We start from the raw sequence: 12,648 nt of genomic DNA, 5'->3' as shown, positions 1-12,648 counted from the left end.
GCTTGGGTCCCGCGCGGCGCCATCCCCGGCGCCGCGGTTGTGCTTCGGAAAGGGAGTGGCTTACTTGGCCGAATCCAGGGTGCCGGTCGGCAGCACGCTGCCGACAGCGCCCTTCTGCACGCGGATGCGCACGTTCTCGGCCACTTCGATGGTGATGAAGTTGTCGCCGATGTCGGTGACCTTGCCGGCGATGCCACCGTTGGTCAGCACTTCGTCGCCACGCTTGATCTTCTCCAGCATGGACTTGTGTTCCTTCTGCCGCTTCATCTGCGGGCGGATCATCAGGAAGTACATGATGGCGATCAGGATGACCGGGAACAGCAGCGTGGTCAGGCCCATGCCCTGCGGTTGGCCGCCGGCGGCCTGGGCGTGGGCGGCGGGAATCAGGAAAGCAAGCAGGTTCATCGTTGGTCCTTTGGTTGGGCGGCGCTCCCGTCCCTTCAGGGACGGGGGTGTCGACCGCGGATCTGGGTCAGCCTTGAAGTATGCCACGGCCCCGGGCGTTCGTCCTTGGGCCGTTTGGCAGGGGGCGTTCGGGTTACAGCGGCGGGGCCACCGCCCCGCGTGCCGCGTAGAAGGACTCACGGAAGGCCAGGAAGGTTCCCGCCTCGATCGCCGCGCGGATGTCGGCCATCAGCTTTTCGTAGTAGAACAGGTTGTGCAGGGTGCCCAGCATCGGCGCCAGCATCTCGTTGCAGCGGTCCAGGTGGCGCAGGTAGGAACGGGTGTAGCCGCCGGTGCAGGCCACGCAGCCACAACCCGGCTCGATCGGGTCCATGTCGCGCGCGTACTGGGAGTTGCGGATGCGGACGGTGCCGAACGAGGTGAAATAGTGGCCGTTGCGGGCGTTGCGGGTCGGCATCACGCAATCGAACATGTCCACGCCACGTGCGACACCCTCGACCAGGTCCTCCGGCCGGCCCACGCCCATCAGGTAGCGCGGGCGGTCGCCCGGCAGCTCCGGGTCCAGGTGGTCGAGCATGGCGTTGCGCTCGTGCTCCGGCTCGCCCACGGCCAGGCCGCCGATGGCGTAGCCGTCGAAGCCGATCGCCTGCAGGGCATCGGCCGAGCGGCTGCGCAGGTCGGTATGCACGCCGCCCTGGACGATGCCGAACAGGGCCGCGTCGTTGCCCAGTTCGTCATGCGCGTTGCGGCTGCGCTGCGCCCAGCGCAGGCTCAACTCCATCGAACGGCGGGCAACGTCCTCGGTGGCCGGGTACGGGGTGCATTCGTCGAAGATCATCACGATGTCCGAATCGAGCACCTTCTGGATCTTCATGCTCTCCTCGGGACCGAGGAAGACCCGTGCGCCGTCGGTCGGCGAGGCGAAGGTCACGCCCTGCTCGGTGATCTTGCGGCGGTGCGCCAGCGAGAACACCTGGAAGCCGCCGGAGTCGGTCAGGATCGGGCCATCCCAGCGGCAGAAGCCGTGCAGGCCGCCGTGGTCGGCGATGATGTCCAGGCCCGGGCGCAGGTACAGGTGGAAGGTATTGCCGAGGATGATCTCGGCGCCCAGCGCGCGCACCTGGTCCGGCAGGATGCCCTTGACCGAGCCATAGGTCCCCACCGGCATGAAGGCCGGCGTTTCCACCGTGCCACGCGGGAAGGTCAGGCGGCCACGGCGGGCACGGCCGTCGCGGGTCTGGAGCTGGAACTGCAGTCGGGACATGGAGCGGTCATTGGGGCAAATAGTTGCCTATTGTCTCCCAAGAAGGCGTGCGCACCAAGGTGCGCACCCACAGGGGGCCCCTGCCCTCCCGGGGCGCGCTACCCCGCCTGCGGGAACAGCAGCATCGCGTCGCCGTAGCTGAAGAAGCGGTAGCGCTGCTCGATCGCGTGCTGGTAGGCCTCGAACACGCGCTCCTTGCCGGCAAACGCGGAGATCATCATCAGCAGCGTGCTTTCCGGCAGGTGGAAGTTGGTCACCATCGCGTCCACGCTGCGGATGCGGTAGCCGGGGGTGATGAAGATCTGCGTCTCGCCGGCGAACGGCAGCAGCTCGCCATCGCGCATCGCGCTTTCCAGCGCGCGCACCACGGTGGTGCCGACGCCGATCACGCGGCCGCCGGCGGCGCGCGTGCGCCGCACCTGCTGCACCAGTTCGGCACCGACATTCAGCCACTCGCGGTGCATCACGTGGTCCTTCAGGTCTTCGGCACGCACCGGCTGGAAGGTGCCCGCGCCCACGTGCAGGGTGACGTGGCCGAACTCCACGCCCTTTTCCTTCAGTGCGGCCAGCAACGGTTCGTCGAAATGCAGGCCCGCGGTCGGTGCCGCCACCGCGCCCACTTCGCGCGCGAACACGGTCTGGTAGCGCTCGCGGTCGTCCACGCCCGGCTCGCGCTGGATGTACGGCGGCAGCGGCAGGCGGCCGGCATGCAGCAGCCACTGCTCCAGCGACTCGGGCACGTGGAACTGCAGCACGTAGAACTCGCCATCGCGGCCCAGCACCTCGGCTTCGCCACCGGCATCCAGCGCGATGCGGCTGCCGGCCTTCGGCGACTTGCTGGCGCCGACCTGGGCACGGGCCTGCTGGCCGCCGAGCAAGCGCTCGATCAGGATCTCCACGCGGCCGCCGCTGGCCTTCTGCCCGAACAGGCGCGCCGGGATCACCCGGGTGTCGTTGAACACCAGCAGGTCGCCCGGCTGCAGCAGCGACGGAAGGTCACGCACCTGCAGGTCGGTGAACGCGGCGGGGGCTTGCGGCACCAGCAGCAGGCGGCTGGCGGAACGCTCGGCCAGGGGCGCCTGCGCGATCAGTTCGGCCGGCAGGTCGTAGTTGAAATCGGACTTCTTCAAGGCAGTGGGCGGCAACAGGTCGACAATGGCGCGCATTGTACGTCCAGCGTCTGCGAGCCGGCGTGCTTCGCGGCGAACGTCGCGCAAAATGCTGCTATGCAGCAGGTTTTTGCGGGGTTATCGCGCAAAAAAACAAGTGCTAGCATCGAGTCGGAAGTCCGCTGCACGAGCCTGCCCCCAAGCGCGCGTTGACGCGCGTTTTGCTTTTGAAGGCCCGTGCGACCCATCGTTTCAGGAGATCTGCAATGAGCTTCATCGAACGCCTCGCCCCCCTGCGCACCCAGCCCGGCACCCGCCTCACCACCGGCCTGGACGACGCCACCCTGACCGCCCTGTCCGTCCGCCACCCGCAGCTGATCGCCGCAGTGGATGCCGCCGCCGAGGAGTTCGCGCGCGTGCAGGCCGACCTGGGGCCGCTGCTGGCGCAGGACGAACAGGCGCAGATCGACGCGATGCAGGACGGCTTCGTCAATTTCTACGCCGATGATGCAGTGACCCCGTACGTGGCGCTGGCCGCGCGTGGCCCCTGGGTGGTCACCCTGAAGGGCGCGGTGCTGTACGACGCCGGCGGCTACGGCATGCTCGGCTTCGGGCACACCCCGGATGCCGTGCTGGAGGCGATGGCACGCCCACAGGTGATGGCCAACATCATGACCCCCAGCCTGTCGCAGCAGCGCTTCATCACGGCCCTGCGCGCCGAGATCGGCCACCGCCGTGGCGGCTGCCCGTTCGCGCGCTTCATGTGCCTGAATTCCGGCTCCGAGGCGGTTGGCCTGGCCGCGCGCATCGCCGACGTCAACGCCAAGCTGCAGACCGACCCGGGCGCGCGCCACGCCGGCGCCACGATCAAGCGCGTGGTGGTCAAGGGCAGCTTCCATGGCCGTACCGACCGCCCTGCCCTGTATTCCGATTCCAGCCGCAAGAGCTACATGCAGCACCTGGCCAGCTACCGCGGCGAGGATTCGGTGATCACCGTGGCGCCGTACGACGAGGCCGGCCTGCGCAAGGTGTTCGAGGACGCCGCACGCAACCAGTGGTTCATCGAGGCGGTGTTCCTGGAACCGGTAATGGGCGAAGGCGACCCGGGCCGTTCGGTGCCGCCGGCGTTCTATGCCGTGGCCCGTGAGCTGACCCGTGCGCACGGCAGCCTGCTGCTGCTGGACTCGATCCAGGCTGGTCTGCGCGCGCATGGCGTGCTGTCGGTGGTCGATTACCCGGGCTTCGAAGGCCTGGATCCGCCGGACATGGAGACCTACTCCAAGGCGCTCAACGCCGCGCAGTACCCGCTGTCGGTGCTGGCGGTGACCGAGCACGCCGCGCAGCTGTACCGCAAGGGCATCTACGGCAACACCATGACCAGCAACCCACGCGCGCTGGACGTGGCCTGTGCCACCCTGGCGCAGCTGACCCCGCAGGTGCGTGCCAACATCGCCGAACGCGGTGCCGAGGCCGTGCGCAAGCTGGAACAGCTCAAGAGCGAACTGGGTGGCCTGATCACCAAGGTGCAGGGCACCGGCCTGCTGTTCTCCTGCGAGCTGGCCCCGCAGTTCAAGTGCTACGGCGCCAATTCCACCGAGGAATGGCTGCGCCAGCACGGCATCAACGTGATCCACGGCGGCGAGAATTCGCTGCGCTTCACCCCGCACTTCGGCATGGACAGCGATGAGCTGGACCTGCTGGTCGGCATGGTGGGCCGCGCCCTGCGTGAAGGCCCGCGTCGCGAACAGGCGGCTGCCGCGTAAGCCTGCTTGGCGTTTGTAGAGTCGAGCCATGCTCGACTCAGCCTTTGCCGCGATCTGAACGAAGCGCAGCCGAGCGTGGCTCGGCTCTACAGAAGGCCTGTCAAGGCCTCATAATCCACCGACACCCCGTCCCTGACCGCCCTGCGGTTGGCGACGGGGCGTTTTCGTTTCCGGCCAAGAGACAGGAAGATCCATGAAATCGATCTGTGTGTACTGTGGTTCCAACGCTGGCAGCAAGCCGGCCTACACCGAACGCGCCATTGCCCTGGGTGATCGCATCGCCCGTGACGGCCTACGCTTGGTGTATGGCGGCGGCAACGTCGGCCTGATGGGAACCGTGGCCAATGCCGTGCTCGCCGCCGGCGGGGAGGTGACCGGCGTGATCCCGCGCCAGCTGGCCGACTGGGAAGTGGCCCACCGCGGCCTGACCGAACTGGAGATCGTCGGTTCGATGCATGAGCGCAAGTCGCGCATGTTCGACCTCGCCGATGGCTTCGTCGCCCTGCCCGGCGGCTTCGGCACCATGGAAGAGATCTTCGAGATGCTGACCTGGCGCCAGCTGGGCATCGGCAACAAGCCATGCGCCTTCCTCGACGTGGAAGGCTTCTACGCCCCGCTGATCGGCATGATCGATCGCATGGTGGAAGAGCGCTTCCTGCATCCGGACCAGCGCCAGGACCTGTGGTACGGCTCGGACATCGAGGAAATGCTGGAGTGGATGCAGAACTATCAGCCGGCCCAGGCTTCCAAGTGGATCGACGAGAAGCGTCGCTCCGCCCTGCGCTGAGGCGACCCGGCGCGGTGGCTCAGGCCACCGCGCCCTCCCACGGCGCCGGACGGCCCAGCAGGTAGCCCTGGCCGTAGTCGCAACCAAGTTCGCGCAGCGTCTGCCGCTGCGCTTCGGTCTCGATGCCTTCGCCGATGGTTTCGATGCCCAAGGTGCGGGCCAGTGACAACACGCCCTCGACCAGCGCGCGCGTGCTCTGCACTTCCGGCCCATGCAGGCCGGCGATGAAGCTCTGGTCGATCTTCAACGTGCTGATCGGGAAGCGGTGCAGGTAGGACAGCGCCGAGAAGCCGGTACCGAAATCGTCCAGCTGCACCTGGATGCCACGCTCGCGCAGGCCCTGCAGGATGCGCAGCGTGTGCGGGCCATCATCCAGCAGCGCCACCTCGGTAATCTCCAGGCGCAGCCGGCGCGGGTCGGCACCGCATGCATCGAGCAGACCGAACAGGCGGCCACTGAACTCGGCCGAGCGGAAATGGCGTGGCGATACGTTCACCGAGACATAGCCGTGGCCGCCTTCGGCCAGTCCCGCGATGACCTGTTCGTAGATCAGCCAGTCGACCTGCTCGATCAGGCCGCTTTCCTCGCCCAGCTCCAGGAACGCCCCGGGCAGCAACAGGCCACGACGCTCGTGGCGCCAGCGCAGCAAGGCCTCGTGCCCCACCACTTCGCCATCGGACAGGCGCACGATCGGCTGGTAGAACGGCACGAAGTCGCGGTTGTTGATCGCACGCCGCAGATCCGCTTCCAGGTCCAGGCTGCGCATCGCTTCTTCGCGCATGTCTTCGTCGAAGATCGCGCAGCGGTCATGACCCTGCGCCTTGGCCCGGTACATCGCCGCGTCTGCGTCGCGCAGCAGTTCTTCACCGGTCCGGTAGCGCGGGTTCCACAAGGCGATGCCCAGGCTGCCGGACGGGAACAGTTCGCGCCCGGCGATCCACATCGATTCCTGCAGTGCCAGCAACAGCCGCTGGCCGAACTCCAGCGCCTGTGCCAGCCCCTGCGGACACTGCAGCAGCACCGCGAACTCATCGCCGCCCAGCCGCGCCACCACGTCATCGGTGCCGGCCATCGATACGATGCGCTTGGCCACCTCCACCAGCATGCGATCGCCGGCAGCGTGGCCGATGCTGTCGTTGACCAGCTTGAAGCGGTCCAGGTCGAGGAACAGCACGGCGAACACCGGCCCACCCTCGCGCTTGGCCAGCGCCAGCGCATCCTGCAGGCGATCAAGCAGGTGCAGGCGGTTGGGCAGGCCGGTCAGCGCATCGTGCATGGCCTGATGGGTCAGGCGCTGCTCGGCACGCAGGCGCTCGCCGATCTGCCCGAGCAGCTTCTCGTTGACCTCGGCCAGCTCGCGGGTACGTTCTTCCACGCGCTTTTCCAGCTCGGCATGCGCCGAACGCAGCTGCTGCTGGTCGCGCTGGCGCGCCAGCCCGGTTCCGATGTTCTGTGCAACGAAGGTCAACAAGCGCTGATCGTGCACGCTGAACGTGCTGTTCTCGCTGTAGCTCTGCACCACGATCGCGCCGACCACCTCGTCATCGCGCAGCAGCGGCACGCCCAGCCAGCAATGCGAACGTGCGCCCGATTCGCGCACTTCGCCGCTGGCCAGCAGTGCGTCGATCTGCTGCCGCGAAGCCAGCAACGGACGCCGGTTGCGCACCACGTACTCGGTCAGGCCGCGGCTGAACGGGCGTGGTGCACGGCTGGCGTTGTGCTCGTCCACCGAGTAGACGAAGTCCAGGCCGCTGCCGGCCCCGTTCACCAGCGCGATGTAGAAATTGCGCGCGTCAAGCAGGCGCCCGACCACGCCATGCACCTGCCCGTAGAACTGGGCCAGGCTGTCGGCCGACATCGCCATCTCGGCGATGTTGTACAGCGCGGTCTGCAGCTGCTCTGCGCGGCGGCGCTCGGCCACTTCATCCTGCAGGCTGTGGTTGGCACGCTGCAGCTCCAGCGTGCGCCGCTCCACCTGCTGTTCCAGCCGGACCTGCGCCTGGCGCCGGTCCATCGCGGTCTGCACGTGCTGCGCGACAAAACCCAGCAGCGCCCGCTCGGCCTCGCCATAACGGGCCGCCAGCTCATAGCTCTGCACCACGATGGCGCCGCATACCCGGCCATCGCGCAGCATCGGCACGCCCAGCCAGTCCAGGCTCTCCGGTCCACGCTGCGGGTCGTGCTCCTGCTCGACCACGCGCGCCAGCAACTCGCGCGAGGGGCCGCTGAGCGGCTTGCCGTGGCGCAGCAACGCCACGGTCAGGCTGCGCGGCATCTCGTCGGCGTCATGGCTCTGCGACGGATCGGCGACGAAGTCATCGACCTGGTCGGCGAAGTACAGGAAGCGGATCTGGTCGCGGACATCGTCGTACTCGACGATGTAGCAGTTTTCCGCGTACATCAGCGTGCCAAGCACGCCGTGCACGTGACGCAGCATCTCCGACATCTCCAGGTCGGCGCCAGCCAGATCGGCGATCTGGAACAGCGCCTGCTGCAGCCGTTCAGCTTCTTCCAGCGCCTTGATCTGCCCGGCCTGGCGACCGCGCTGCAACGCCAGCTCCATGGCCTGCCGGGCCAGCCCCCACCACGCCGCTGAAGGCACGGCGCCTTCGACCGACAACTGCAGGCGGGCACCGTCATATTCCCAGCCATGGCAACCGTTGCCCACGCCGGGCACCGTCAACGCGTCGGCCGCCGCGACAGCCGGCCAGCCGCCCTGTCCGCGGCCCAGCTGCGGGTCATCCCAGCCAACACGGACCACGGCCGAGTCCGGCAGCAGCGCATGCAATGCGCGCACCAGCGCCGTGCTCAGCACGGCCTCGTGTGGTGGCTCTTCCGCCGGTTCAACGTGCGTGGACAAATGACAATCTCTCGGCGCCGTCTGTGCGTCGCCTCCCCTGAGCCGCCGAGCATAGCGCGCCACCCGGGGGGCAATGGAAGCCCGTAAACCCCGAATCGTGCGCCCGTACGTTTTTCCTCCTGCCCGTAGCCGCTTCCACGCCATGAACCTCGCCCTGCCCGCCCCCGTCACCCGCTATGCGCCACCGCCTGCAGGCCTTACCCTGTACGCTGTGGAAGCCAGCGCACTGCCAACCGATGAAGCCTTGATGCTGGCCTGGGCCGGTGGCGACCTGCGCGCGTTCGAAAGCCTGTATGCACGCCATCGCAAGCGCCTGTTCGGCTTCCTGCTGCGGCAACTGCGCGACAACGCGTTGGCCGAGGAGATCTTCCAGGATGTCTGGCAGCGGGTGATCAGCGCGCGCGCGGGCTGGCAGCCTGACGCTGCATTCAGCACCTGGCTGTTCCGCATCGCCCACAACCGCCTGAACGACCACTGGCGGGCCGCTCGCCATCGCCCTGCCGCACCGGCCGACGCCGACCTGCGCCTGGCCGCGATCGAGGACGGGCAGACCCCGGAAGCCGAGCTTTCCGAATTCGAACAACGTCGCCGCATCCAGCTGGCGATGGAGCAACTGCCGCCCGAGCAGCGCGAAGTGCTGCAGCTGCGGCTGGATCAGGAACTGAGCCTGGAGGAGATCGGCCAGATCACCGGCGTAGGCCGGGAAACCGTGAAATCGCGGCTGCGCTATGCGATGGACAAGCTGCGTGCGGGATTGAACGCATGAACCGAGACGAACCGCTGACGCCGGAAGAACGCGAGCTGGCGCGCCTGCTCGGCCGTCGCGTCGAACAGGCCCCGCCGGCCGCGCTGGACGCCACCATCCTGGCCGCGGCGCGCGCTGCCGTGCACGCACCGGCGGCCGATGCTGCTGTCCCCGCCGAGGCGCCGCGCAGGCAGCGCACACGTCCGCGTTGGCCGGCGGTGTTCGGCATCGCCGCCTCGATGGTGTTCGCCATCGGCATCGCCTGGCAGCTGCGCCCGGAACCGCCGCCGGTTCCGGCAGGCGAGGCCGCTGTTGCCGCGGCGCCCGCTGCGGCAGACGTCGCGGCCGCCGATCAGGCCGCGGGGAGCAGTCCAGCCGACAGCGCGGTTGCCGCATCGGAAACGGCCACCGAACCTGCAGCACCCGAGGCGGCCCCTGTTGCCGCTCCCCCGGCGCCGTCCGTCGCGCGGGTAGCCAAGCCTGCGCCGACCGAGACTGCTGAAGCTCCGGCCCAGGCTGCACGATCGATGGCGGCGGATGCGGCCGCCGATACGTCCTTTGCGGCGCTCCCGCCTGGTCCGGCCACCGCACCGGCAGCGGCACCGCCCGCGCCTCCCGCACCGGCTGCCTATTCGGCACCTGCACCGGCATTGGCGCCGGCCCCGGCAGGGGCGCTGAAAGCACGCAGCGCCGAGGCGCCAGTGGCCAACGCTGCCGATGCGGAACGGGCGCAGGCACTGGATCGGGTAGAGATCACCTCGATGAAGCGGCAGGCCCCGAGCCGCTCCGCGCCCGGCGTCATGCGCCGGGGCGCCGACGCGCGGCTCAGTGCGGATGCCGTGCAGGCCGAGGTGGACGCCGATGCACAGCTGCCGCGACGGCAGTGGCTGCAGAAGATCCGCGCGCGCCGCGATGACGGCCAGCGCGACCTGGCCCGCGCCAGCCTGGAGCGCTATGTGCAGCAGTATCCGGAAGCGCGCCTGCCGCGCGACCTGCGCCCGCTGCTGGACGACTGAAGCGGGCAGTGACCTCCGGCGACCCCGTAGAATGGCGGGAATGCCCGATACCCTCGCCCAGCCGGTAAGCCACACGCTGGAAGTCAAACACAGCCGCTTCATTGCCCATGCCGCGCCGATCGATGGCGCCGCGGCAGCATTGGCGTTCCTGCAACAGGTGGCCGTAGCCGACGCAACCCACAACTGCTGGGCCTACCGGCACGGCCAGGACTACCGCTCCAGTGACGATGGCGAGCCCGCCGGCACCGCTGGGCGGCCGATCCTGGCTGCGATCGACGGCCAGGGCTTCGACCGGGTGATGGTGGTCGTGACGCGCTGGTTCGGCGGCATCAAGCTGGGCGCCGGTGGACTGGTGCGCGCCTACGGTGGCGCCGCCGCCGAATGCCTGCGTACCGCCCCGCGCTTGCCGCTGGTGGCGATGGCCCGGCTGCAGCTGTTGGCCGGCTTCGAGGATCTGGGCACCCTGCATGCCACCCTTCCCAGCTTCGGCGCCGTGAAGCGCGATGAACAGTTCGATGCCAACGGCGTGTGCCTGCGGGTCGAATTGCCGGCCGATCAGGTCGATGCATTGAAAATCCGCCTGCGCGACGCCACCCGTGACCGTATCCGCATACAAGACGACGACCAGGATGACTGACAAGGACGACGCCCCCGCCTCGGCCCCACCGCTGCGCCGCCTCGGCAGCCTGAGGACGCTGTGGCCGTTCGTGCGCCGCCACAGCGGGCTGTTCACCGCCTGGCTGCTGGCGCTGGCGGTCTCTTCGGCCGCCACGCTGAGCCTGCCCCCCGCCGTGAAGCAGATGATCGACCACGGCTTCACCAGCGGTGGCCAGATCAACCGTGCCTTCGCCCTGCTGATGCTGGTGGCGGTGGTGCTGGCACTGGCAACGGCCGCACGGTTCTTCTTCGTGTCGCTGCTTGGCGAAAAAGTCGTGGCCGACCTGCGCAGCCGCCTGTACGCACACCTGATCCAGCTCGGTGCCGGTTTCCATGACCGCAGCCGCAGCGGCGAACTGGTCTCGCGCCTGACCGCTGACAGCGAACTGCTGCGCAGCGTGGTCGGCTCGACCATGTCGGTCGCCCTGCGCAGCAGCGTCACCGTGGTCGGCAGCCTGGCCATGCTGTTCGTCACCAGCCCCAGGCTGGCGGCATGGTCGCTGCTCGGCATCCCACTGGCGGTACTGCCGATCATCATCGGCGCGCGCAAGCTGCGCACGGTTGCACGCAGCAGCCAGGACCGCATCGCCGATGCCAACAGCCTGGCCAGCGAGACGCTGGGCGCCGTGCGCACGGTGCAGGCACATGCACGCGAGCCTTACGAGCGCGGACGCTTCGACAAGGCACTGGGCGATGCCATCGGCGCCGCGCGCCGACGCATCGGTGCGCAGTCGCTGGTCACCGCCAGCGCCATCCTGCTGGTGTTCGGCGCCATCGTTGGCGTGCTGTGGCTGGGCGCGCACGATGTCATCGACGGGCGCCTCAGTGCCGGCACGCTGGGGCAGTTCGTGCTGTACGCGCTGATCGGCGGCGGCTCGGTGGGCGCGCTGGCCGAAGTGTGGAACGAACTGCAGCGTGCAGCCGGTGGCATGGGCCGCATTGGCGAGCTGCTGCAGGAAGACATCGAGATCCGTGCGCCGGCGCAGCCGCACGTTCTGCCGCAACCATTGCGCGGCGAAATCCAGTTCGACGACGTGGTGTTCCACTATCCGCAACGTCCGGACCAGGCCGCGCTGGACCACTTCAACCTGCATGTCCGCCCGGGCGAGACGGTGGCCCTGGTCGGCCCGTCGGGCGCGGGCAAGAGCACGGTGCTGTCGATGCTGCTGCGCTTCCACGATCCGGCCAGCGGCCGCATCTGCGTGGATGGCATCGACGTACGCCAGGTCGATCCGGCCGAGCTGCGCGCGCAGCTGGCGCTGGTGCCGCAGCAGCCGACGCTGTTCGCGGCCAGTGCGCGCGACAACATCCGCTATGGCCGCCTGCAGGCCAGTGACGCCGAGGTCGAAGCTGCCGCGCGTGCGGCCGAGGCCGATGGCTTCCTGCGCGCGTTGCCGCAGGGCTACGACAGTGAGTTGGGCGAACGCGGTGCGCGCCTGTCCGGTGGCCAGCAGCAGCGCGTGGCGATTGCCCGCGCACTGCTGAAGGACGCGCCGATCCTGCTGCTCGATGAAGCCACCAGCGCGCTGGACGCACAGAGCGAGCACAGCGTGCAGCAGGCGCTGGAGCGGCTGATGGCCGGTCGCACCACGGTGGTCATCGCCCACCGCCTGGCCACCGTGCTCAAGGCCGACCGCATCGTGGTGATGGACCAGGGCCGCATCGTGGCCGAAGGTACCCATGCCCAGCTTCTGGCCGAAGGCGGACTTTACGCTGAACTGGCACGACTGCAGTTCATCGATTGATGACGGCCGGCTAACATCGGCCGGACCAAGCTGGCTTCGCATCAGCAGCATCCGCTGAAGGAGGTACGCGATGTCGTTCCGTCAGTTCCCTGCAGTCGACAGCAATGGCGAAAGCCACATCATCATCGAGTTCAAGCCCGAGGCGAATGGCAGCGGGCATCACTCTGAATCCACGCCGCGTTACGAGCTGGATGACGGGCGTCATCTGGTTCGCAATGGCCGCGAATTCACCACCAGCGGCGGCGAACTGCGGTTGATGATCTAGCGCTGCCCACCTTGGTGGGCACTGGCCGTGTC

At 68.4% G+C, this 12,648-nt stretch carries 11 protein-coding genes; 7 read left to right on the top strand and 4 right to left on the bottom strand.

What is annotated here, in order from left to right; translation table 11 throughout:
* Positions 1 to 60: 60 nt before the first annotated feature.
* The 3 genes from yajC to queA all read right to left on the bottom strand — a co-directional run bounded on the left by yajC (position 61) and on the right by queA (position 2,835).
* Entirely contained in the window at positions 61 to 405 is a 345-nt protein-coding gene (yajC, locus tag ACT6SE_RS08400; RefSeq protein WP_046430173.1) for a preprotein translocase subunit YajC, read from the bottom strand.
* A 133-nt stretch (positions 406 to 538) separates the two neighbouring features.
* Positions 539 to 1,669, bottom strand: coding sequence for a tRNA guanosine(34) transglycosylase Tgt (gene tgt / locus ACT6SE_RS08395; protein WP_014646826.1), 1,131 nt, complete (start codon positions 1,667 to 1,669; stop codon positions 539 to 541).
* A gap of 98 nt (positions 1,670 to 1,767) precedes the next feature.
* Entirely contained in the window at positions 1,768 to 2,835 is a 1,068-nt protein-coding gene (queA, locus tag ACT6SE_RS08390; RefSeq protein ID WP_014646825.1) for a tRNA preQ1(34) S-adenosylmethionine ribosyltransferase-isomerase QueA, read from the bottom strand.
* Positions 2,836 to 3,044: 209 nt separating this feature from the next.
* Between queA and ACT6SE_RS08385 the strand changes: the two genes are divergently transcribed.
* On the top strand, positions 3,045 to 4,541 hold the full coding sequence (locus tag ACT6SE_RS08385) for an aminotransferase class III-fold pyridoxal phosphate-dependent enzyme (protein WP_014646824.1): 1,497 nt from the start codon (positions 3,045 to 3,047) through the stop codon (positions 4,539 to 4,541).
* A 193-nt stretch (positions 4,542 to 4,734) separates the two neighbouring features.
* Positions 4,735 to 5,328 (top strand): LOG family protein, encoded by a 594-nt coding sequence (locus tag ACT6SE_RS08380; protein WP_014036864.1) that lies wholly within the window; start codon positions 4,735 to 4,737, stop codon positions 5,326 to 5,328.
* Between the two features lie 19 nt (positions 5,329 to 5,347).
* Here the strand turns inward: ACT6SE_RS08380 and ACT6SE_RS08375 are convergent, their stop codons facing one another.
* Positions 5,348 to 8,188 carry a bifunctional diguanylate cyclase/phosphodiesterase gene (locus ACT6SE_RS08375; protein ID WP_046430168.1) on the bottom strand — a complete coding sequence of 947 codons (2,841 nt, stop codon included), beginning with the start codon at positions 8,186 to 8,188 and terminating at the stop codon, positions 5,348 to 5,350.
* A gap of 247 nt (positions 8,189 to 8,435) precedes the next feature.
* Between ACT6SE_RS08375 and ACT6SE_RS08370 the strand changes: the two genes are divergently transcribed.
* The 5 genes from ACT6SE_RS08370 (at position 8,436) to ACT6SE_RS08350 (ending at position 12,616) form a co-directional block, all read left to right on the top strand.
* Positions 8,436 to 8,954, top strand: a complete 519-nt coding sequence (locus ACT6SE_RS08370) for an RNA polymerase sigma factor (RefSeq protein WP_229653773.1) — start codon at positions 8,436 to 8,438, stop codon at positions 8,952 to 8,954.
* A complete protein-coding gene (locus tag ACT6SE_RS08365) occupies positions 8,951 to 9,949 on the top strand; it encodes a hypothetical protein (RefSeq protein ID WP_046430166.1) in 999 nt (332 codons plus the stop codon). Before ACT6SE_RS08370 ends, ACT6SE_RS08365 begins: the two co-directional genes overlap by 4 nt.
* A 40-nt stretch (positions 9,950 to 9,989) precedes the next feature.
* Positions 9,990 to 10,586, top strand: coding sequence for an IMPACT family protein (locus ACT6SE_RS08360; protein WP_032960562.1), 597 nt, complete (start codon positions 9,990 to 9,992; stop codon positions 10,584 to 10,586).
* Complete coding sequence (locus ACT6SE_RS08355; RefSeq protein WP_046430164.1) at positions 10,579 to 12,351, top strand: ABC transporter transmembrane domain-containing protein; 1,773 nt, start codon at positions 10,579 to 10,581, stop codon at positions 12,349 to 12,351. The genes ACT6SE_RS08360 and ACT6SE_RS08355 overlap by 8 nt, the downstream gene beginning before the upstream one ends.
* A gap of 70 nt (positions 12,352 to 12,421) precedes the next feature.
* Positions 12,422 to 12,616, top strand: a complete 195-nt coding sequence (locus ACT6SE_RS08350) for a hypothetical protein (protein ID WP_014646818.1) — start codon at positions 12,422 to 12,424, stop codon at positions 12,614 to 12,616.
* The last annotated feature ends 32 nt before the right edge of the window (positions 12,617 to 12,648 follow it).

It is taken from the genome of Stenotrophomonas sp. LC732 (genome assembly GCF_052446685.1).
Taxonomy (GTDB): Bacteria; Pseudomonadota; Gammaproteobacteria; order Xanthomonadales; family Xanthomonadaceae; genus Stenotrophomonas; species Stenotrophomonas muris.
Note: the sequence above shows the minus strand (reverse complement) of the source record. Positions and strands in the feature narration are given on the sequence as shown.

Coding starts and splice junctions, on each gene's coding strand:
- ACT6SE_RS08350 (WP_014646818.1), top strand. CDS start 12,422: ATGTCGTTCCGTCAGTTCCCTGCAGTCGACAGCAATGGCGAAAGCCAC.
- ACT6SE_RS08365 (WP_046430166.1), top strand. CDS start 8,951: ATGAACCGAGACGAACCGCTGACGCCGGAAGAACGCGAGCTGGCGCGC.
- ACT6SE_RS08385 (WP_014646824.1), top strand. CDS start 3,045: ATGAGCTTCATCGAACGCCTCGCCCCCCTGCGCACCCAGCCCGGCACC.
- ACT6SE_RS08370 (WP_229653773.1), top strand. CDS start 8,436: ATGCTGGCCTGGGCCGGTGGCGACCTGCGCGCGTTCGAAAGCCTGTAT.
- ACT6SE_RS08360 (WP_032960562.1), top strand. CDS start 9,990: ATGCCCGATACCCTCGCCCAGCCGGTAAGCCACACGCTGGAAGTCAAA.
- ACT6SE_RS08380 (WP_014036864.1), top strand. CDS start 4,735: ATGAAATCGATCTGTGTGTACTGTGGTTCCAACGCTGGCAGCAAGCCG.
- ACT6SE_RS08355 (WP_046430164.1), top strand. CDS start 10,579: ATGACTGACAAGGACGACGCCCCCGCCTCGGCCCCACCGCTGCGCCGC.
- tgt (WP_014646826.1), bottom strand. CDS start 1,669: ATGTCCCGACTGCAGTTCCAGCTCCAGACCCGCGACGGCCGTGCCCGC.
- queA (WP_014646825.1), bottom strand. CDS start 2,835: ATGCGCGCCATTGTCGACCTGTTGCCGCCCACTGCCTTGAAGAAGTCC.
- yajC (WP_046430173.1), bottom strand. CDS start 405: ATGAACCTGCTTGCTTTCCTGATTCCCGCCGCCCACGCCCAGGCCGCC.